This window comes from Bradyrhizobium sp. ma5 (assembly GCF_042258955.1).
Taxonomy (GTDB): Bacteria; Pseudomonadota; Alphaproteobacteria; order Rhizobiales; family Xanthobacteraceae; genus Bradyrhizobium.
In genome coordinates this window covers 2,189,697-2,210,733 of sequence record NZ_CP170156.1, presented here as the reverse complement: position 1 = coordinate 2,210,733, position 21,037 = coordinate 2,189,697, and the positions used below count along the sequence as shown (strand labels likewise).

16 protein-coding genes and 7 pseudogenes are annotated in these 21,037 nt (G+C 60.9%); 8 read left to right on the top strand and 15 right to left on the bottom strand.

The features are described 5' to 3' along the window. Positions 1-97: 97 nt before the first annotated feature. From ggt to ACE103_RS10195, 7 genes and pseudogenes are all read right to left on the bottom strand, one after another. On the bottom strand, positions 98-1,813 hold the full coding sequence (ggt, locus tag ACE103_RS10225; RefSeq protein WP_375779300.1) for a gamma-glutamyltransferase: 1,716 nt from the start codon (positions 1,811-1,813) through the stop codon (positions 98-100). A 542-nt stretch (positions 1,814-2,355) separates the two neighbouring features. Further along, positions 2,356-3,501 carry a nucleotidyl transferase AbiEii/AbiGii toxin family protein gene (locus ACE103_RS10220; RefSeq protein WP_375779299.1) on the bottom strand — a complete coding sequence of 382 codons (1,146 nt, stop codon included), beginning with the start codon at positions 3,499-3,501 and terminating at the stop codon, positions 2,356-2,358. A 10-nt stretch (positions 3,502-3,511) separates the two neighbouring features. Further along, a complete protein-coding gene (locus ACE103_RS10215; protein ID WP_375779298.1) occupies positions 3,512-3,685 on the bottom strand; it encodes a hypothetical protein in 174 nt (57 codons plus the stop codon). A gap of 138 nt (positions 3,686-3,823) precedes the next feature. Beyond that, positions 3,824-4,057: a DUF6088 family protein gene (locus tag ACE103_RS10210; RefSeq protein ID WP_375781077.1), complete on the bottom strand. Its 234-nt coding sequence runs from the start codon at positions 4,055-4,057 to the stop codon at positions 3,824-3,826. A 209-nt stretch (positions 4,058-4,266) separates the two neighbouring features. Continuing rightward, positions 4,267-4,542, bottom strand: coding sequence for a hypothetical protein (locus ACE103_RS10205; RefSeq protein ID WP_375779297.1), 276 nt, complete (start codon positions 4,540-4,542; stop codon positions 4,267-4,269). Positions 4,543-5,207: 665 nt separating this feature from the next. Beyond that, a pseudogene (locus ACE103_RS10200) lies at positions 5,208-5,486 on the bottom strand (integration host factor subunit beta); the annotation flags it as partial. A gap of 707 nt (positions 5,487-6,193) precedes the next feature. Further along, positions 6,194-6,320 (bottom strand): annotated as a pseudogene (locus tag ACE103_RS10195) (8-amino-7-oxononanoate synthase); the annotation flags it as partial. A 1,348-nt stretch (positions 6,321-7,668) separates the two neighbouring features. Here ACE103_RS10195 and ACE103_RS10190 point away from each other — a divergent pair. The 4 genes from ACE103_RS10190 (at position 7,669) to ACE103_RS10175 (ending at position 12,729) form a co-directional block, all read left to right on the top strand. After that, entirely contained in the window at positions 7,669-9,183 is a 1,515-nt protein-coding gene (locus ACE103_RS10190) for an FAD-dependent oxidoreductase (protein ID WP_375779296.1), read from the top strand. A 28-nt stretch (positions 9,184-9,211) separates the two neighbouring features. Next, entirely contained in the window at positions 9,212-10,519 is a 1,308-nt protein-coding gene (locus tag ACE103_RS10185; RefSeq protein ID WP_375779295.1) for an aminotransferase class III-fold pyridoxal phosphate-dependent enzyme, read from the top strand. A gap of 27 nt (positions 10,520-10,546) precedes the next feature. After that, positions 10,547-11,488 carry a sulfotransferase gene (locus ACE103_RS10180; RefSeq protein ID WP_375779294.1) on the top strand — a complete coding sequence of 314 codons (942 nt, stop codon included), beginning with the start codon at positions 10,547-10,549 and terminating at the stop codon, positions 11,486-11,488. A 98-nt stretch (positions 11,489-11,586) separates the two neighbouring features. Continuing rightward, positions 11,587-12,729, top strand: a complete 1,143-nt coding sequence (locus tag ACE103_RS10175; RefSeq protein WP_375781076.1) for an MFS transporter — start codon at positions 11,587-11,589, stop codon at positions 12,727-12,729. A 253-nt stretch (positions 12,730-12,982) separates the two neighbouring features. Here ACE103_RS10175 and ACE103_RS10170 read toward each other — a convergent pair. After that, positions 12,983-13,572: pseudogene (locus ACE103_RS10170) on the bottom strand (integrase core domain-containing protein); the annotation flags it as partial. Between the two features lie 1,215 nt (positions 13,573-14,787). Between ACE103_RS10170 and ACE103_RS10165 the strand changes: the two are divergent. Beyond that, positions 14,788-15,003 (top strand): annotated as a pseudogene (locus tag ACE103_RS10165) (ATP-binding protein); the annotation flags it as partial. A gap of 6 nt (positions 15,004-15,009) precedes the next feature. On the opposite strand, the gene ACE103_RS10160 reads toward ACE103_RS10165, so the two are convergent. The 4 genes from ACE103_RS10160 to ACE103_RS10145 form a co-directional block, all read right to left on the bottom strand. Beyond that, entirely contained in the window at positions 15,010-15,369 is a 360-nt protein-coding gene (locus tag ACE103_RS10160; RefSeq protein WP_375779293.1) for a hypothetical protein, read from the bottom strand. 175 nt (positions 15,370-15,544) lie between these two features. After that, a complete protein-coding gene (locus ACE103_RS10155; protein WP_375781075.1) occupies positions 15,545-16,351 on the bottom strand; it encodes a recombinase zinc beta ribbon domain-containing protein in 807 nt (268 codons plus the stop codon). Continuing rightward, positions 16,267-17,022 carry a recombinase family protein gene (locus tag ACE103_RS10150; RefSeq protein ID WP_375779292.1) on the bottom strand — a complete coding sequence of 252 codons (756 nt, stop codon included), beginning with the start codon at positions 17,020-17,022 and terminating at the stop codon, positions 16,267-16,269. Before ACE103_RS10150 ends, ACE103_RS10155 begins: the two co-directional genes overlap by 85 nt. A gap of 21 nt (positions 17,023-17,043) precedes the next feature. Continuing rightward, entirely contained in the window at positions 17,044-17,583 is a 540-nt protein-coding gene (locus tag ACE103_RS10145) for a hypothetical protein (protein ID WP_375779291.1), read from the bottom strand. 8 nt (positions 17,584-17,591) lie between these two features. Between ACE103_RS10145 and ACE103_RS10140 the strand changes: the two are divergent. Together ACE103_RS10140 and ACE103_RS10135 are read left to right on the top strand one after the other, a co-directional pair. Continuing rightward, positions 17,592-17,714, top strand: a pseudogene (locus tag ACE103_RS10140) (ATP-binding protein); the annotation flags it as partial. A gap of 145 nt (positions 17,715-17,859) precedes the next feature. After that, positions 17,860-18,118 (top strand): annotated as a pseudogene (locus ACE103_RS10135) (phage integrase N-terminal SAM-like domain-containing protein); the annotation flags it as partial. A gap of 9 nt (positions 18,119-18,127) precedes the next feature. On the opposite strand, the pseudogene ACE103_RS10130 reads toward ACE103_RS10135, so the two are convergent. Then, a pseudogene (locus ACE103_RS10130) lies at positions 18,128-18,898 on the bottom strand (IS110 family transposase); the annotation flags it as partial. 67 nt (positions 18,899-18,965) lie between these two features. Between ACE103_RS10130 and ACE103_RS10125 the strand changes: the two are divergent. Then, the gene (locus ACE103_RS10125) at positions 18,966-19,331 is read left to right on the top strand and encodes a transposase (RefSeq protein WP_375781074.1); all 366 of its coding nucleotides are present in this window, start codon (positions 18,966-18,968) and stop codon (positions 19,329-19,331) included. Here ACE103_RS10125 and ACE103_RS10120 read toward each other — a convergent pair. Together ACE103_RS10120 and ACE103_RS10115 are read right to left on the bottom strand one after the other, a co-directional pair. Next, positions 19,234-20,052, bottom strand: coding sequence for a hypothetical protein (locus tag ACE103_RS10120; RefSeq protein WP_375779290.1), 819 nt, complete (start codon positions 20,050-20,052; stop codon positions 19,234-19,236). The genes ACE103_RS10125 and ACE103_RS10120 overlap by 98 nt on opposite strands. Positions 20,053-20,064: 12 nt before the next feature. Further along, positions 20,065-20,475: an FkbM family methyltransferase gene (locus ACE103_RS10115; RefSeq protein ID WP_375779289.1), complete on the bottom strand. Its 411-nt coding sequence runs from the start codon at positions 20,473-20,475 to the stop codon at positions 20,065-20,067. Positions 20,476-21,037: the final 562 nt, after the last annotated feature.

Genomic DNA, 21,037 nt, shown 5'->3' with positions numbered 1-21,037 from the left:
GACCGAATCACGGAGTCCCCGGCTCTGCCGGGGGATGCTTGGTTCTCTCACAACTTGCCCGCGGATATCGAAGGAAAGCTGAAGGGCTTCTGGACCGTCAGTGCCCGGCGGCGAGCCCCGAATTGCGGCGCGGATCGTTCGCGCCATAGAAGCGGTTGTTGCCGACCGGCTTGCCGCCCAGCGACGGCGCGCCGACGATGATGACCGCGAGATGGTTGGCCGGCTGCGGCGGGCCGAATTTGTGGCCGAAGCCTTCCAGAATTTTCCGCGTGTCCGGCGACAGCGCAAAATCCTCGACATTGGTGGCTTCGGGAAGCCACTGCTGGTGGAAGCGCGGCATGTCCACGGCTTCCTGCGCGTTCATGCCATAGTCGATGGCGTTGATCATCGTCAGCAGCACGGCGGTGATGATGCGGCTGCCGCCCGGCGTCCCCACCACCATGACCGGCTTGCCGTCCCTGGTGACGATGGTCGGGCTCATCGAGGACAGCGGACGTTTGCCGGGGACGATGGAATTGGCCTCCCCCTGCACCAGGCCGTAGAGGTTCGGCACGCCGACCTTGGCGGTGAAGTCGTCCATCTCGTCGTTCAGCAGCACGCCGGTTTTGGCCGCGGTCACCTTGGCGCCGAACCAGTCGTTGAGCGTGTAGGTCACCGACACCGCGTTGCCGTCCTTGTCGGCGATCGAATAATGCGTGGTGTTGCTGCCCTCGTGCGGCGAAACGCCGGGCTTGATGTCCTTCGACACGCCGGCCTTGGCCGGGTCGATCACGGCGCGGATCTTCGCGGCATAATTCTTGTCGAGCAGACGCTCGAGCGGATTCTTCACGAAGTCGGGATCGCCGAGATAGCTGTTGCGATCGACATAAGCGTGGCGCATCGCCTCGATCTGGTAGTGCACCGCCTGCGCGGAATGGTAGCCAAGTTCCTTCAGCGGGTAGCCCTCTAGGATGTTCAGGATCTCGCAGATCACGACGCCACCCGAGCTCGGCGGCGGCGCCGAGACCACGTGGTAGCCACGATAGTCGCATTCGACCGGCGCGAGCTCGCGAACCTTGTAGTTGTCGAGGTCCTCCTGCGTGAGCAGGCCCTTGCCGGCCTGGCTCGAGGCGACGATCGCTGCGCCCACCCAGCCCTTGTAGAAGCCGTCGGTGCCGCGCTTGCTGATCTCGCGGAGCGTCTCGGCGAGCTCGTGCTGCGTCAGCCGCTCGCCGACCTGGAACGGCTTGCCGTTGTTGAGGAAGATCGCGCCCGAGGCCGGATCGTCCTGAAAATCCTTGGTCGAGGTTTCCAGCATGCTGACGTCGCCCTGGTCCAGCACGAAGCCGTCCTCGGCGAGTTGCAGCGCCGGCGCGATCACATCCGCACGCTTCATCGTGCCGTATTTCTCGCGCGCATATTCCATGCCGGCCACCGAGCCCGGCACGCCGACCGCGAGATGCCCCTTGGTCGACAGGCCGGGAATGACGTTGCCATCCTTGTCGAGATACATATTGGCGGTGGCGCCCTTCGGCGCCGTCTCGCGGAAGTCCAGGAAGGTCTTGCGGCCGTCGGCGAGCTGGATGGTCATGAAGCCGCCGCCACCGAGATTGCCGGCGGCAGGATAGGCGACCGCCAACGCGTAACCGACCGCAACCGCAGCGTCGACCGCGTTGCCGCCCCGCTTCAACACCTCGATGCCGACCTGCGTCGCGAGATGCTGCGCGGATACCACCATGCCGTTCTCGGCGGCGACCGGCGCAACGGATGCCGCGTGCGCGGGGCTGACTGTCGCGAGACCGATCAACGCAACTGCTGTGATCAGTGACCGCACGGTCGTTCTTATATTCCGCAATGGAACCTCCTTGTATAGTCGACGGGGATAGAGAGTCCCGTCGCAGATGAGTGATGATCGCAACGACGCGGTTGACGGTGAATAGCGCATTTTGCTGCCAGCAATACGCTTGAGCCCTATCCACCTGTTGTCGCGCGATCGCGCTACGAACCACTCGTCTGTGACTTCAGCTACGAGGATCTAGGGACTGACGCGAGCTCAGATACTATGATGCTGAGCGGGCGCCCGCCCTTCGATCGGCGCGCGAAGTGGGCTGCTGACGACAGTATCTGCTGATGCTCCGGCGAAGTGCTCGTCGCCAGTCACGTGCAGGCCCGCCGTCAGGAGAGCGGAGCAGACGACTTTACGTGCGAAGCTCATGAGCATCTTCCTAGCGCATTCCAATTGTCCAGTTACATTCCGACGCCAGGCATATCTTATGCCAAGCGCCTCATAAGGTCGACTTATGCATCGTCGCGCTGCAGAGCTTGAGTTCGTAACCAAACGACGCCAGGAAGAGTTCGCCAAGCTGCAGGTGGACATCAATGATGAACGAGCCAGCCGATGACGCGCTGCGAAATCGCGGCGAGCTGACCTCTCGTATGCTCGGATTTGGAATGGTCGCGCTGCGGCGGGCTTCCCGTCGACGAAGGCGGGTCTAGGCGTTCACTGTCGCTTCGGCCTGGGCTACGTGAGCGATGATGTCGTCGAAGGACGGGACGTCTCCGAAGATCATCCCCGCCATCTTGTCGTATTCCGCCTTTAGGGCCGCGAGCATACCGTCGACTGGCACGATGCCGTAGGATCCAGGGGTGGCTTGATCGAGATCGAGAGGCCTCCGGTTGAAATACGTGTTGGACGCAGCTTTCGGCCAGCTGACGATCTGCCAAGGCCACGACGCCGTAAGAGTTGACGAGCCGGTAGATGTCGTAGTGGTGGCGCGAAAGCCGTTGGCCATCCTTGTAGAGGCTGCCCTTGTTCTGAAACCAATGGCGCAGCCCGTGAAGAATGATGATCTTGTCCCAGAACGTCCGCTCCGGTCTGATGGTGAGGACGTTCGGCACGGCCAGGTTCAATCCAACGGTATCCGTGGCGCAGTACGGCACGATGGTCTTAACGTCGTGCGGGTCGAGCGCCGACTTCGCTCCGGACTCGATCTTCACCACGCGACGGACGTAGTCATCGCCGTCCTCGACAAACGCGCTCGGATAGTTGAAAAGTAACGATTGGCCGTCGGGATCTTCCGCATCCGGCTCGATCTTATGTTGAAGGCCTTCGAGCTCCTCGGCTGCCACCTTCGCGAGGGCCTTCCGAAAATCCCCCTTGATGAAGCCGCTGCAGTGCTCCTTGATCTCGTCAAGCCGTCGGCCCCGCGCGTTCGACCCCATCGAACGGAGTTCGTCGTCGGACGGGAATTCGTCGCCGAGAAGGTCGGTTCTGAACACGGTGATGTCAATGTCTTCCGAAAACCGTTGGATCAGATCGAACGCTTTGGACAGCGACGCGCCTCCTTTGAAGAGCAGGCGCGGTTTGATGCCGGCTCTGTTGTAGAGCGCGTCGAGCGTCCACGCGACCCAGAAATCCCTTTCCACGTTCTCGGGAGCGCAAGCGAGGCGTTGGCCGGCCTGCTGAAATAGGCCCCGGCGGTCTTGGATACTGGCGCGGATGACTTCCGACAGATCGTTCATGGGCGACTTCCTACGGGCTAGGAGACGACTTGAAAGTGAGATCGTCCTCGGGCGACGGTCCGGCGCACGCGAGCAGGTCCTTCACGATGGGGACCAGCCAATCCGGCAAATCTCCGAGAAGGTCCTGCAGATCATGACGGATGAGGCCTCCATCCTTCTGCAGGATGGATTTCAGGCGCTTCATGACGTTGTCCTTGTCCGACGGAAGGACGTCTCTGAGCCAGATGAGAGCTTGAACGACTTGGGCGGCTGGTCTGTCCGCCCATGCGAGCCGGCTCGGGGCGACCTTCTTGAAGTCGATGACCATCCGATCGAGCTTGATCTACTTCACTCGCGCATCCGTCCACACCACCACCTTGGCCGGCACGGCATTTGTGAGACCGAGATTGTTCGCGGCCGTTATCCCGTCGACGAGAAACCTGGCGCGGTCGCGCCGCGCGACCGCCTGGATCACCGACTTGTAGTCGGGAGGTGAGATCTTTTTGGTAAGGCGGTTCGTGTGCGGAACGTCGTAGAGCCCGTGATCGATACGACGTATCTTCTGATCGCCCTGCAGTCTGTGGAGGGCAACGTCGATGGCCGACCGCGTCCCGATGTCCGCGAAATCGCACAGTCCATACTTTGGTGGACGAAGTGTCCTTCGTTATCAGATCGTAGATGCGAGTCGCAGTGCTGGCCATAGAAGCCTCCGCTGTAAGAAATATGCATCATAAATCTTACAGTTAAGCCTGTAAGAACAATGCTACATATCTCTTACATAAAACGTTATATAAAAATCAGATACATAGACATCAAAATGGCTTTCCATCCCCTGGCTTCCGGTTGCGTTGGGACCGCTGGCGCCGGTGCTGTGCCCGCCTCTTCCGGCATCACGGTAATTCGTTCGCCCGTGCCGATGCCGACCACGACCGAGCATGCGAGCTCTTGGCGAGACCATGGCGCATTGCAGCGCCCGCTTCCCGACGGGTCACGGAAGATCGTGGCGACCGCTGAGAAGGAAGATTGGGTGATCGCAGCGTAAAGAACACGGATGCTGGCCATACGGCAGGTCTCGACTTCAACAGTCGTGGCGTGCTTGGAGCAGCATCAGCGCGATCAAGCCGAAAGGCTCAAACCCGCCGGACGAGGACGACACCGCGCCCTGGAGGCTCGATCAGTTGCCCGAAGGCAACCGGCGTCAACGCCTCGGCTATCCTAGACGGGCCCCGACGAGCCCGACCCGGTTACGCGTCGTTCTCTGGGCCGAAGATCGCGAGCGGCCATGCCGCCGTGCGATCGTCAGGATGCCGTTGCCTGCGCCGCTCGCAGCAGGGCCAAGGACGCCGCGGCCCCTCCGCTAACAAACCGAGGACGCGAGCGCCGATCGGGTGCGTGACTACCGAAGCTACCACCTGCAGAACGATTGCAGTTCGTGGCGTTTGCGACGCAAAAACGCGCGCTCGGTGACAAGCTCGGTGTGCCGCGGTCGCTCAAATGGCAAGGGAATGTCGTTGACAACACCTGCCGAGCCTCACGCTCATGACGATGATCCGATCGGCCAGCAGCAGGCTTCCTCAGTGTCATGAGTGACGAACACGGTCGTCTTCGTCCAGATGTCGAGCAGCACCTCTTGCATCGAGGTAAGCCTCTGAGCATTCTTCAGTCGAAGCTGGCTGCGGCAAACCCTCGTCAGCTAACCTCGGTGAGGATATTGTCTTCTTTGTCGCATCGCGCTTCAGGCGCTCGCGTATTTCCTTGCCGGCCTTGAAGAACGGAAGACGCTTTTGGTCCATCTGCATATTTTTTCCGGTTCGCGGATTGCGGCCCATGCGGGCCCGCCGAAGCTTGACCGAAAATACTCCGAAGCCACGCAACTCAACCCGGTCGCCGCGAGCGAGTGCGTCGGCGATTTCGTCTAGGATTGCGCCTACGATTTTTTCGACGTCGCGCGGATAGAGATGCGCGTTGCGGTCGGTGATGCGCTGAACGAGCTCGGACCTGATCATCGACGGCGATGTCCACCATATTTCTTGCAAGAGGCCATATCCTCGAAAGCATCGACAATTGTCAAGCATGGCAGGTTTATGGCAGCACGGATCTATAACGGCCTTGCACGATCAAAAGCCAGGGCGTTTGCCGGCGGAACCTGGTTTCGTTTCAGCGCGCCCGACATACTCCAGCATTGACGCGCCCTGTCTTCCCTGCATTCGGCAAAAAAGAGCGTAAGAGAGCCGACGAGGGGGAGCGCGGCCAAGGCGGGAGCTCTCGACGTTCAACGCCAACGTTCCGACTTTCCGCACCGCGACACCAAAGTAAGAGGCCCTACCGGCATATCCAAATCGAAATGATTGTGGATTTGACAGCTCATACCAGCCCATTCGGTTCAGTGCCCTGTTTTGGTTTCTCCCTAACTCCTGCTGCAGCCCAATGACGATACCGCTTCTCCTCGCGCTCGCGGGCGAAACGCATCATCAAACGTCGAACAGCCGCGAAACTTCGGCTAGCGCAGTCCGCGCGCGGTCGAGATTGAGACCATGACAAAGCCTTCCCCACGCATTGCAGACGGGGGATAGTTCACACGAAATCTCCTTAATGGCCCTCCTGATCGGCACGTGCCATGCCAACTTCGCCTCAAGAACAAACACCTGTCCCGCTCCCGCGCGGCGATCGCCATCAACGGTGCGGGCGCTGCGGCGAAGACGAATGGACGTCACCAATTGACCAAGAAATCGTGCAGCGCGTGGTCGTGAGAGCGCGCCGGCAGCGCCCCGCGCCTTCCCGCAGGTGTGCACCACCAAGAGGTTTTCGCGCCCTTCAAATGATGCGGCGGGCCCGCGTCCCGTTCGCCGCAAATGCTTCCGCGGCATCAGCCTCTGACCTGAAGGTTTATGGTCGCCATTTTGAAAACACGCGAGCTCCTCGAAAAGACAAACACATATGACATCACACAAAAAATATGACGTGCAATGTTCAGCAAGCACTCGCGCGCTGCGAGCCCATCCATGAACGGAACGCGACATGCGCCGCCACCTCCGCCGATGATTTAGCTGCATGTCGGGGGCGGGATCTGGAATTTATGCGGGGGCAGCTCAAAGGCCTTGAATCGTACGTGACATCACGTTGTACGATCTCATCGTAGGTCACGAGGATCCCCGGCAGGTCGATGGGGGACCACGGCTTGCTGCCAGCGGTGAGACGATGATGCCAATGCGGGCTGTGTGTGTACAGCAGAGGGCGAAGCCGGTGCCCGATCATCGGCTATGAGATCGCGCGAACGGACTCCGAGCGCTCGCCTCCGAACCAGGTGGCTCTTCGCGGCCTCTTACTGGCGGATGTCCACAGGGGATGCCGCCTTGCTGCGCTCTGCAGTCGACACGTTGACGCCGGTGTTGAGCCGCATTCCGTGAAAAATCGTCTTGGTAACAAAAGAGGCGACGCCAGATTTGTCCGAGATCGATCGTTTCGTAATTGGAATTTGCGGTGAATGTTTCGCCGCAAATAACCGTCGGCAGCCCTCCCTCTGTCGACGGCAGTTGGCGGGATGCTTAACCGCCTCGCTCCCCCAGACTGAATTCCGCTCGGCCCTCGAAATGAGGCCGGGCGTTTTTTTATCGACTATGAAAGGCGGCTTGGTGTTCTAACCCGCGTCTGATGCGAAGGGTTAGCAAGACCAACCGTGTCCTGGAGGCTCATCATCACGGGATCGCCTTCTTGTCGCGACCAACGATTGTACGGGCATGAGTGTTGTTTGCATCGACCAACCCGTTGCCAGCGAGATCGGGGGCCTCAAAAACGCTGCCCCGCATGGCCCGTCGACGCATCCGGATTCGAGAAGTATCGGCGAGCGCCCGTTCGATCGTTCAAAAACACAGGCGGGTGGATTGGACAACCAACTTGAATCTCATGGATCTCTTCGACAGTCCTACTGCTTCCGGAAAAGCCGCTCGGTCATATTCATGCGATTGCCGCCTCGAAGGGCTTGAATCGCACGTTACGTCACATTGTACGATCTCACGGTAGCTCGCGATGATGCTTGGCAAACAGCGAGACCATACCGGGAAATCTGGGGCTCTCGCATAGACCTGCCGCACGTTCAGCGCTGAATATGGCAATTGTCTCACGGCGGCTGGTCATTAATGAATAGGACGCGATTGCGCACCATCGATGTTCGTTGCCAAAGGGTGGGATATGACGGCCGATATCGTTGATGTATGCGTGATCGGGAGTGGTGCCGGCGGCTCGACAGTGGCCTACGAGATCGCCCAACACGGATTGCGAGTGCTCCTTCTCGAGCAAGGTCGAGCGCTTCCTCCCGATGCCTCGCTGGCGAGCGTCCAAAATGGCATGGATACCGCCCTGGCCCGGTCTGCGGCGGGTACGATGACGCCATTCGGACGTCCGTGGACGGTCTGCGCGCTCGGCGGCGGGATGACTTTGTATGCCGGAATAGCCTTCCGGTATCGCACTATTGATTTTGACGCGCAAGCACATGTGGCCGGGGACGCGCTCGATCCGACCTGGCCGATCAGCTACGCCGAACTACGTCCGTTCTATGAGGAACTGGAACGGCGCATGGGAGTGGCCCGTCTAGCCGGGGCGGACCCTCTCGAGCCGCCGAGCGATCCGCCGGTTCTGCCCCCGCATCAGTACAGCGCGCGGGGCCGGTTGATTGCCGATGCGGGCGGACGCCTGGGCCAGCTACCGTTCCCCACCCCGTTGGCAATCAACTCGGTGCCATATCGCGGCCGGCCAGCCTGTCACTGCGACGGACCGTGCAACGAACATCTGTGTCCGACTGGCGCCAGGGCCGACGCACGCTCGCCGTTTACGGATATCTCCCTGCCGCCTGGCGCGCTCACGGTTGCGCTTGGCAGCAAGGCCGTGCGCATCGATCTGGGCAACGTCAGCCGCGCGGACTCGGTGGAATGGCTGGACACTCTCAGCCAACAACGTGCTCGGGTCCGCGCCCGCTGCGTGGTACTCGCCGGCAACGCTGTGCAATCCGCCGCCCTATTGCTACGGTCGGCGCAGCGGGCAGCGCCCAACGGCATCGGCAACGCCTCCGGCATGGTCGGCAGTGGCATCTCGTTTAAAATCAGCGGCTACGTGTCCGGTCGCACCGCGATCGATCCGCTGGCCGCGCACCCGGCCGGCGGCCCATTTTCCACCGTCGCGATCTCCGATCATTACCTGGACGACGAGGCTCCTTCCGGGCTCGGCGGAATGATCTACGAAGCAAGTCGGGTTGAGCGCACGGACCACGACGGAAAGATAACGCTACGGATGCATTTCCTGGCGGCCGACCAGCCCATGCGCAGCAATGCGGTCCGACTGGCCAACAGTCGGGACGGGCTGGGTTTGCCGAAGATCATTCTCGACTACGGGACCCACCCGCTGGACAAACGCCGGTTGGGCTATTTGTCCCGATGCGCGTCGAACCTGCTGGCCGAGGCTGGTGTGGAACAAGTCGATTATGAGGATTCCAATTATCAGTTTGGCAGTGGGCATCTGCATGGTGGCTGTCGGGCCGGGATCGATCCGACACAATCCGTGGTCGACCGCTGGGGCCGGGTGCATGACGTTGACAATCTCTATGTCGCGGACGGCGGCTTCTTCCCCTATTCCGGAGGCGTCAACCCGACCTTCACCATCCAGGCGAACGCGCTGCGGATCGCTCGAAGAATAGTCACGCAGCTGACCTAAGGGCATGATCATCAAACGGAGACGGCTCATGTCCATCGCCAAGCCGACTGTCACCGCCGGCGCCACCGACGGGCACAGATCCGCACTACGCCGCGCCCTGCGTGTCACCGCCTCGGAGAAATGGGATATCAACAGGCGTTTTCCGGTCGTGATGACGCGCGCTTCAGGCGCGCATGCATGGGACATCAACGGAAAGCAATACGTCGATTTCACTTCGTGTAGCGGGGCCGCGCCGCTCGGAGCCGGATATGAGCCGGTCATGGCGCATGCAGCCGCCGAGATGCGCCGTACCGGCGGCATCTTGCCCGGGCCGCTGTCGGTGCACCGGGTCGAACTGGCCGAACGGCTGGCGGAGATCTTCCCCGTCGCGGAACGCTCAATGTTCTTCCGCACCGGATCGTGCGCGACCACCGCCGCCGTCCGCCTCGCCCGCGCGTTCACGGGTCTGAACCATGTGCTTACAAGCGGATATCATGGCTGGCACGACTGGCAGTTGCAGGACCGCCCGGAGATGGGGCTGCCCAACCGCGACTGGGACAGCGTGGATTTCCGCTACAACCTGGACTTGCTCGACGACCTGGCAAGTGTCCAGCGCGTCGCCGCGGTAATCGTCACCCCCGAGGTCAACTTCTTCCCGCCCGAGTACCATCAGGAACTGCAGAGGTTGGTGCATCGGCATGGCGCCCTGCTCATTCTTGACGAGGTGATGACCGGATTCCGCTACGCCTTTGGCGGCTACCACATGGCGGTCGGCCTCACGCCCGATCTGATCACACTGAGCAAAGGACTGGCGAACGGATTTGCGCTATCCGCGGTGGCAGGGCGGGCAGACGTACTCGCCGCCGGCGAGAGGACATACATGGGCAACACCTACCAGCGCGAGGTCACCCCGTTCGCGGCCGCACTGAGCACCCTGCACGCGCTGCGCGACGGGACCATGCTGGCCCGGATGCGCGAGGTTGGCGAGCAACTGATCAAGGGGCTCAACGAGGTATTCGCCAGACAGCAGGTCGCGGCATGGGCGTTCGCCTGGCCCACCATGTTCGACGTCGTGTTTGCGGACGCCGAACTTGGTCACGACTTCTTCCAGGAGATGTGGGCGCGGGGCTTCCTCATGCAGTACGGAGGGCGCTTCATGCCATCGGCGGCGGTGTCCGACGCCGACGTCCAGGAGGCCGTCGAAGCTGCTGGAGAAGCCCTGCCGGCGGCGCTGTCCCGCATGGAGAGCACCGGTGGCGACCCGGATCCAGTGGCGGCCGCCGTACGGTTCGCCAGAGATCGTTTTGTGGCGAGCCCAGGGGCGGTTCGGCGCTGGTTCACCGCACCCGTCCACTGATGAGCCGCATCTCGAAGGAACGTGGTCATGCCGCAGCCCGATCCATTTTCCACATCGCCAGTGCTGCTCGGTGGTGAGAACCGCTCGGGCACTACCTTGCTGAGCATCGTACTGGACTCGCATCTGGATCTGGTAGTCGGGCCGGAGATCGACTTCCTCGAACCGCCCAATCTAGGACCACACATACTGCGCGCGATTGACCTGCTGGCGGCCGGCGATTCCCGAGTCACGGGCACGACCAAAAACGCGATTGATCCGTTCTGGTATGACGGGGTGCATTTTGTGGTGCAGTGCCGCCGGTTCGGTCTTGACTTCGATGACATGAGCGAGCTGGTCAGCAAGGTCGTGGTCGAGGCGGGCAATGACATTGTTTCGTTCGCCGACCGATGCCGGCTTATCAACGAGATCGGTGAGTTGCGCAGAGCGCGCAGCGGAGCCCGGCGCTGGGGATTGAAACTGCAGCGTAAGATCACCAAGATCGACGACTTCGTCCGGCTGTGGCCGCGTGCACATTTCGTGCATATCGTGCGGGACGGTCGCGACGTTGCCGCCTCGCATCTGAAAACCGTTCCCGATTGGGGGTACCGAACTGTTGCTGACGCCGCGCACGGCTGGCTTGACGTGGTGTCCCAGCCGCATCGGATCGCGCCACCCGGGCGTTATCTCGAGGTGCGTTACGAGGATCTTATAACCAGTCCCCGCCCCACTCTGACTCGAATCCTCGCCCACCTCGGCTTGCCCTGGGACGAGGCTGTGCTGCGTCACGCCGAATACGATCACGCATTGTTCGAACAACCGCACGGTCATCCGGCGGCGGAGGCTGCAGGAAAGCCGCTGCACCAAGGTCGGATCGGTCGTCACGTCCAAGATCTGACGCGAACCCAGATTGCCGAGTTCGAGCAGATCGCCGAAAGCGAGCTGGCCCGACTAGAGTATCTTTCAGTCCCAAGCCTGTCTGGCGACGCGTGAGGCACCGGCCCCGTTCCGCCGCGCCTCGCGGACTGCCACGCAGCTACCTTGCACTGCTCGTCGGCCAGACCATTTCGCTGCTGGGCTCCAACGTGACCATGCTGGCGCTGCCGCTGACCGCAATTACCTTGCTGGACGCGGGACCGGCGCAGACGGGGCTGCTGCTGGCCTGCGGTCGAGCGCCGTGCCTGGTTGTGAGCCTGTTCGCCGGAGTCATCGTGGACCGCCTCCCGCACCGGCGCATCCTTTTGACCGCCAACGTGGTGATGGCGGCAATGCTGGCCACGATTCCGTTGTTCGCCAGCCTTGGACATCTTGGAATGGTTCAGCTTTATACGACAAGCATACTGGTTGGGGTTGCCGCGGTGATCGCGGACGTGGCTTATCTGGCGTGCATACCCACGGTCGTAGACCGCTCTCAGCTGGTTCGGGCGCAGAGTTCACTGGAGCTTAGCCAGGCGAGCGCGATGGCTGTGGGTCCGTTCCTCGCCGGTTGGCTCGTCAACGCACTCTCCGCCCCGACCGCGATCCTGGCGGACTCGGTCTCGTTCCTGGTTGCCGCCGCGTTACTTTCGCTGGTGCCGATGCGTGCCGCCGGCTGCTCGGCAGCCGAGTCCAGCGCGGTGCTCGGCCAAGTGGCCGAGGGGCTGGCGGGCGTGTTTGGCAATCCGGTATTGAGGGCCGTCACGTTGGCCAGCGGCACATTCATCTTTTGGCACAACGCGTATTCTGCGGCTTTTCTGCTGCATCTGACCAAAGACCTAGGGTTCGACGGCCGGATCATCGGCATGGTGCTTGGCATCGGCGCACTTGGCGGTGTGGTCGGCGCCGCCAGCTCACCGTGGGCGGGCCGGGCAATCGGACTTGGCCCGGTCTTGATGATCGGTTTGGCGGTGAGCGCCGCAGGCATGAGCTTGGCGGCCCTGCTCATCCAACCCTTCTGGGCCGCGGTGGCATGCGTGGCGCTCTCCCAATTCATTCTGTGGATCGGCCAAGGGATCTACAACGTGCAGCAGGTTCCCATTCGATATGCGTTGGTCCCGCAGCGCTTGCAGGGCCGGGTCAATGCGAGCATCCGCGGCGTAGTGTGGGGACTGGGTTCATTGGGTGCGCTGGCCGGCGGCGCGGCCGCTGGTGCAACAGGCCTGCGCGCCACGTTGCTCGCGAGCAGCGTGCTTGGTACCGCCTCGATCGTTTGGATTTGGCTGTCGCCGTTGCGCCACACGCGCAGCCTGCCGTGACCATCGCGACGGACCTGCGCATGGACATCAAGGAATTTGGCGATATTGATCGGCAGCCGGTTCGGCTGGTGGTGTGGCGAGTCACAGTTCCCGACCCTGTCAGCTGGCGGCCCGATCCGCGCCGTGCGTCCCATGTTCAGGAGGAACATCTTCGCTCTGTCGGACAATGGCCGGCCAGGCTGGCTCGGCGCCGCGTTCGAGTTGCCAGGCGAGTTCAACGTAGCTGCGCTGACGAACGCGATCCTTGGCTGGGTCAACCGGCACGAGGCACTGCGCAGACGCTTGGCGAAGAATGGATCAGTCCTTCATCGCGCCACGATTGATCCAGGCGCGGCAGCGCTAGGGTGTTTAGTCCCGGCATTTGCTGGAGCGGGTTGAGTCTGAATCGTTCTGGCTGGGAAGTCCAGCATTTGCAGATGTGTTCGTAAGGCGTGAGGCTGTTCAGGGTCTTCAAGCGCCGAGCGTAGTTGTAGGCGGTGATGAAGTCAGCAAGGTAAGCTTCGAGCTGATCGTGTCGATCATAGTGGTAGCGTTGGACGGTCGCTTCCTTGATCGTGCGGTTCATGCGCTCGACCTGGCCATCAGTCCAAGGATGCTTGATCTTGGTCAGCCGATGTTCAATCCCGTTTTCTTGGCATCGCATATCGAACATATGCGTCACGTATCTTGCCGTCGGGCCGTCCGCATAGCGGGGCAGGAAGGTGAACTGGATCCCATTGTCGGTGAGCACCGTGTGGATCTTGTAGGGGACAGCCGCGATCAGAGCTTCGAGGAAGGCCGTGGCTGAGGTCTTCCCGTCTTCTTGACCAGTTGCCCGAAGGCGAACTTACTGGTGCGATCGACGATCGATGCGTTCGGTTGGATGGTATGTCGGGATGAGTCCGGTGAGCTTCCGGCTGCCCGATACGTTGCCGGAAATCATGCACGCCGCCCGGCTCGAACTCAAACGCGCCAAGAAGACAGCTCAGGTGCCATTTTCAAAGGCGATGTAAGAGATGAGGGCGATAATCGTACGGCTAAGCCAAATGAGTGTTGTTCCAGACAGTGACAGGCACAGTGCCGACTGCCATGTCGGATCTACAACAACTCAAATATCGCGAGCTAGCATTCTCACATGCATATTTTTTGCATTGAGCTAGCTGTGGCACAGCCGTTGCAAAGTCTTCGTTCAATAGGTGGATTCGTCCCTGCCGGGCGGACCGAATGGTTCTGCGGGATCACGAGCTGTTGGAATCATATTCGCATGCGATGACGCAGATGGTTCGAATGAGGCTTGCCACCAACGACGTAACGAAGAGATACAAACCGATTTATCCGGGTTTGAAGAAGCCGAAGAAGGAAGCCAAGGCGCGGGCTGCGCATCAACTACAGCAGCAAGGCGTCTATGTTGTCGCGCTAAATGAGCCCCCGAACGAGAGGACCATGCGACAAGCTCATCCAACGCTCTCCATGCACCCGGTCTCACGGGCGATCTTTATCTAGCCGAACGCTAATGCGTCAGTTCGCTTTAACTGAGACAACAATAGCAGGGTTAAGCGCGTGACGAAACTGGCGCATCTGAAGGAATTACGAGAACTGATGCAGTTGCTTTGGCATTTGTTCGAAGCAGTGCACCAGCTTCCCAGAGGGCCAGAGCATTCAGCAGCCGTTCGGAACATTAAGCGTTTCGAGCGCCGACTGGTCGTGTTGATCCAAGCATCAGAAAGAGCTCGGGCTGCTGACCGCGAAGTCGCCGGGCCTGTCGGCTCACAAAATAATCGACCCCGTGGGCGACTCTTACGGCAATCAACGAGACGCCCGACATAAGCAGCCGTTAGAAGCGCGTATTTTTGAGCAGCACATCACCTTCCACGGCGCGGGGATAATGGCTGCCACTTCGAATGACGGCAATAGGTCGCGAATGGCCTGCACGGACAGCTGCCCTCAAGCATGAGCGGCGCGTGAATTCGTCGCATGAGCATGACCGCGACGTTCAGCGCACTGAACACCAGTGCGCCGCCCTCCATGGACAAGCGCCCCGCCGGGTGTCCCACATATAGGGGAGTAGGCGATCAAGACCTTGCCATGGCCCGCCTCGACGGTCGCTTCCTACGTCTGATCGACAAGCTCGCGCGCGTCCAGTTGCTCATCGTGGATGATTGGGGCACTCACCCCCTCAATGACCAGCAGCGCCTCGATCTCCCCGAAATCTTCGAAGAGCGCTACAAGCGCAAATCCCCCCTGATCACGGCCCAGCTGCCCGTTGCGCAAGGGCATGATATGATCGGAGAGCCGATGACTTCATGATGCCTCCTTCCTCGAACGCTTGGTGCGTCGTACTCGATTACGAAGCTGACGGATTTGGTCATCTGAGAGCTCGATCTGCCATGGCTGGCCTTTGGCTAACTGACGACCTACCAACAATCCCCGCGCAAGATAGTCGAACACCGTTTGCGGGGTAACGCCGAGCTGAGCCGCTGGGCCCTGAATTGAGAAGCTCCCATCGGGCCAGCGTATCGGATTCTTGTCCACGCCGTTGATTTTGACGGTAGGAATGCCCCAGCGAGTCCGCAACAGCCAGACATTCTCGCCTTTGAAGGCGCAGCCTCTCGCCGCGACGAAGCCTTCTTGATTGAGTATTGCCGCGATCTCGCCGTCCATTTTGTGTTCAGCGTTCAACTCGACGATCCGTTTCCGCAATCGATCAACGTCGATGTAGTCGCGCTAGGTGTGAACACGCCGTTGCACGTGATGCTCGCTGGTTGCACCGGTCCGCCACACGATCTGAATCATACCTGACCTCGGGTCCGCTTCTGATCAAGAACGACTTCGCGGATCACAAATCGCAGAATGCGCTTGCGATCGGCTGCCGACGTGGTGGCCGCGTTCCAATCCGCGGCAGATTCTCGCCGAGCGCTTGTAACCCTGCGCATTCCGTCGGACCAATCAGAAGCGGCTCTTGCACGCGCCAACGCGCATGCTCCTGCTCGACCGCCTCGACGGCACGCAGCCTCTCTTCCCAAGCCCGCTCAAGTGAGCGCGCCACAAGACGGTTCTCGGGCTCTACGGCGTCATACTGGCGCCGAGCGCGCTCGGCCTCGTAGCAGGCGCGCTCCACCCGAAGCGCCCACTGGCGCTCGAGCTGGCGGCTCTCCTGCTCCAGTTGGCCCGCGGCTGCGAGTGCGATCTCAATCTGATCCGGCACCAGGGCATCGAGGACTATCCGCTCAACCAGCGTGTCAACCGCCAAGGCTCGGACTTCCTGGCACATTGCACTGCCTTGCTGGTCCCGATCCGAGCGGCAGCAATAGACCGGATAGTCGGCATTCGGGCCCGTGTAGCGCATGCTCATGCGCCGTCCACAACGACCGCAGACCGCAATTCCCTGTAACAGGGCTGCCCCCTTGCGCGGTACGCCAGAATGTCCTGCCTCATAGCGGCAGACGTTATCTGCCAGTCGCCCCTGGTTGGCCATGAACTCCTCCCAGCTGATATAGCCTGGGTGAGCGGCGTGGAGGCAAACCGCCCAATCGCCGATCGCTACCTTGACCGTTCCCGTCAGCGATCCCGGCCGGCATCGGCTCGGATCCTTTTGCCGGCGGCCATAAACATACGCCCCAGCATAGGCCGGATTCTGGAGGATATTAAGAACGCGTGCACTATCTGGCGCACGCCAGACGATCTCGTGTGGAGATGGTCAAGCAGCGGTCGAACCGGCAAGGACAATCCGTTCCGGTCCAGGTACCGCATCACACGGCGAGCGCTTTGCAGTTCCCGGAATTTGGCAAACACGAGATGAAGACGGGCCTGCACCTCCTCATCGGGATTGAGAACAATTGTGCCCGCTCGATCATAGGCGAGCCCGCCTGGCAGCGGCAGCCGCAGTTCGCCCCGCGCCGCCTTTTGGCGTTCGCCTTGGTGCAGGCGCATCCGAAGCTGATGCAACTCCGCCTCACTCATGATGGCAGACAAGCCCAACAGCAGGCGGTCGTGATAGGCGCGTGGATCGTAAAGCCGTTCGCCATCCGCAATGACCACGCCGAACACCGAGCACAGTTCGAGAAGCTGATGCCAGTCCCGGTTATTGCGGGCCAGGCGAGAAGCGTCGAGGCTCACCACCCGACCGGCGTTGCCAAGGCCGATCTCGGCAATGAGCTTCTGGAAACCATGACGATCCACGCCGCCAGCACCGGATTTGCCCAGATCCTCGTCAATCACCTGGACGCGCTCAGGCGGCCAGCCCAGACCGATGGCGCGATCGACGAGGCGGTACTGCAGCTCCGTGCTCTCCTGATGCTGGCGCACCAGGTTCACGGATGACTGCCCGCACGTAGACTAGGCCAACTTGGCCCGGTGTGCGGTCGTGAGCCGCTCGTCAGCGACGGTCGAACTGATCAGCACGACCCAGTCCCCTTCCGGGCGTGCCGCATCAGCGCGGCGATCGTTTGAGCAATCTGGGTTTGCGTCGCGGTCGACAGATTCGGCCACAGGCGCGGAATGTCGGCCGTCGGACGGCCGGGTGGATTTGCCAACGTTGGCAGGGGTCGATACGCAACGCGACCTGGGAGTGGTCGGTGGGTCATCGCGAATCACCTTCTCGTCGAGAAGGCTCAGACTCGCCCTCAAATGTTGCATCAATGGGATCAGCGTACGTACACTGATGCGCGGCAGATCGGCCGCGTTCGGGCGGGAAGCGATCGACGTCTCGGCAAGGTCCGTTGACGCGATCCGACCCCCCCGCCGCCGTCCGTCCGGCAGCGCGACAACGACGTAGGCGGGACCGCGCCCCGACCGCTCCTTCAGCACCTCAAGCCGGTGCCCGAACAAAAAATGATGCGGGTCGGTGATCGTGATGTGAGATACGACCCGTTCCAAAATAGGGGTACTCTGCCGTGTTCGGCGATCCCACCATCGCCGACGCCATCCTCGACCGGATTATCCACAATGCGCACCGCATCGCCCTCGAAGGCGATAGCATGCGGAAAAAAAGGCCGCGTCCCCCTTGACCAGCGCCGAAAACAGCGAAACCAATCTTAAGTAGCTTCAATCAGGCAACCGAAAGCCCGCCGCAGCAGTACTGTCCGTGATTTAGCGAAACTGCTGTCCCTTAGTTAGCGAAACCACTGTCCGGTTTTTGCGAAATACGCAACCATCCGCAATCTGTCGCCGGCGACGCAACGATCCGACATCAGCGTGGTTTCGATGTTCAGCCGCTATTTTTGGCCGATCGCCAGACCGGTTAGAGCTGGAAGACGTCCGCGCCTTCCAGGTGCATCTGGTCGCGACCGGCATCTCATGGCCGACGCTGAACCAGATCGTCTGTGCGGTACGGTTTTTCTACGGCGTCACGCTCGGCGAGGCGCTCATCCCGGAGCGCATTCCCTATGCGCGAGAACCGCGCAAGCTGCCGGCTTCCTCAGGTTGTAGCCTGGTGCGGCACGAGACCCAACCACGCGGCGAGGTCGCGTCCTTTGTCGAAGGTCGCCGCACTGCCAACGGCGGCCACCGGCGCGGTGGCGTTCAGCGCGCCGATGTCAGGAATGCCAGTCAGCCGACGAGCCCGGTTGTCGGCCCGGGCCATGGCTGAGAACTCAATTTCAAAGGCGGCGATGCGGCGGTCTAATTCCTCTCAGCGTGTGCGCATATCCCCAAGCAGGAACGTCATGCGCGGGCTCAATGTGCCCGAGCCGCAATCCAGGAGTTCGCGGAGCAGGAGACGTAGTCGAGCGTGGCCCTGCACCACGATGTGGCCCACGCTCCAGTAGAAGGCTCCTGATCTGGTTCGTCGATGATGTGCGTTCGCCGACTAGGCGGTCGCGCACTCGGTGCACCGTCTGAACGTCAAGCTGCTCCTCGCTCTTGAGTTCAACGAAGCGCATGGTGGGCCGGGTCGCCGCTTCGGCTATAGCCTCGGCGTCGCGGCAGTCGTTCTTCTGGGCCTTGACGTAAGGGCGCATGTACTCCGGCGACATCAACCGGACCTGTGCCCCTGCACCACCAGCGACCGGCCCATATTATGGGCGCCGCAGCATGCTTCCATCACCATCGTGCAGGGCGCCAGCTTTGCTGGCAAACGCAATCACGCGTCGCGACGCATCTGCCGTCGCACAACGACCGTCCCGCGCTCGTCCACCCCGACGACACTGCAGCTGTTCCTGCCCAGGTCGATGCCAAGGATCACTATGCTCATGGTCCGTTCCTTCCATTTCTGAACACCGACATCCTACACCGATGTCGGCGGGAGGGGCGGGCCATCCATAAGGGCCAAAGATCAGGCGCTGGGGCGTTCCCGAGGCGGACTGACCATTAAGATCCACCTGCTGGCCGATGCGCTCGGCCGGCCACTTCGCATCATCGTCACGGCTGGGCAGGCTAATGACATCACCCAGGGACCGGCGCTGCTCGGCGGCCAGAGCGGCGATGCCTTGATCGCCGACAAAGCCTATGACAGCAACGCCCTGCGTGCGATCATCGCGAAAATCGGCGCAGCGGCGGTGATCCCATCAAACCACACCCGCAGGATCATCAATTCCGCACGACGCCGACGCCTACAAACGGCGCAACCGCATCGAGCGCTGCTTCTGCCACCTCAAACACTTCCGACGCTTGGCGACCCGTTATGACAGGCGAACCGACAACATTACCGGCTTCATCCATCTCGAAGCAATGATCTGGATGCAATGAATGTCGATCTGTCCTAGGCTGGCGCGGCGGAAGCCTCTCTTGTTCCAGGCCTTCCAGCCATTCCACGAGATTTAACGCATATGCGGCGGTTGGGCTGCGATGCCCAGGATGCAGCAGGGTCGTGCGATCGTAGGTCACATCTGCGTTGCTCTGCGCTCGAACCGGGTCCTCAAGTGCGTTAAGGCGCGCGTAGATGCGGTGAGCCCGACTTGCATCGTTTGGCAGGGTCAGAACCGCGGTCAAACAAGCGTCGATCCGACTGATCTCCGTTAGCGGGTTGTGGATAATGTCATAATAATCGGTTTCGAGATCAGACCGGGAATGCCAAGTATTATAAATCGCCTGTTGGTCTCGGAACGCCTCGCGTACAGCTTCCCGCGTAGAGGCTAGCCATTCCATGCGCACGCGTGAACGTAAGCAATCTGCTAATGGGCGCCAAGTCGTTAGGACCAGATCGGCGGTCTGTGGCGCCTGTTGTGGGCTGTGGACCTTGATCAGGCGGATCCGCCCGGTCTCCGCCGGATCCAGATCTCCAATCCAGCCGGCCCAGTAGTCGGCGCCGGAGTCCTCTAGGATTAGACGCGCAACGTTAAATTGCCAAGTGCTGCCGGAACGATACATCCCCGCCGCGAGAATTGTTTTCATGGACCCCTGTTTCAATCACGTCTCCTCTTAGTTGTTCTCATAACCTAAAGCGCAAAGGTCGCCGCGTGTTGCACCCCACATCACATGCCTTTGTTCAGGGATGTGCGGTGCCGCTTCGATGCAGGGCAAGGCCAGCAAGTTATGGATAACGAGGGTAGAGGCAGCCGAGACATCGAAGGATGCAGTGGCGGAGATGAGGTCAATCGCCTCTTGCAAGGGAAGAGCTAAGAAGCGCGTGTTGCTCACGGTCTGCATGCCGCCGGCGATGATATCGGCCTCGGCTCCTTGGACATCCATCCAGATGAAATCGACGGCGTCCAGCTTGGCTTCGCTGCACCAATCGTCCAGCTGTCGGGTTTCAACCGAGAACGGGCGATCGAACCGAACCCAATCATACTCAGTAAGATGGTGCGGCGTATCGAGCCGGAGAAATCCCATTCCTTTGCGTCTCCATCCGCATTGTTCACCCTATCGAGGGACAGGTCCAGCCTCACCTTGAAGCGGGCGATTGCTCGCGGGTCCGACTACAAAGCAGTAGAGCTGAGCTTGTGGGCACAAGGCGAGAAACTCTTGCGTATCGGCTCCGTCATTGCAGCCGATATCCAAGATGACCGGATTCGGCTTCTGAAGAAGCGAGACGATGTGCTGATGTACTTCTACAGCTGACACAGGTTCTTCTTCCATTGGCGCGAAGATCTGTTGAATTTCTTTCTCGAACCCGCAATCACACGCCAGACGTTCGGGCACAACGTATATCAACGTATATAATCCATGTGCCGGCCCAATCCCGTTGATCGATCGGGGCAATTGGGATGCCGCCGAACACCAAAGGAAGCCTCTCGCGCCGGGAGTTGCAGCGATTGCCCCGCAACGTCAATTCTGCTGCAGTCGAGGCGGTCGAAAGGCTGGTGCTTTTACCAAATCGGACAATGTGCAGGAGGAGCGGATGGTGATGCCAGATCGTCCCTTCGGGTGCATTGTTCGGGCAATTGAATGGCGG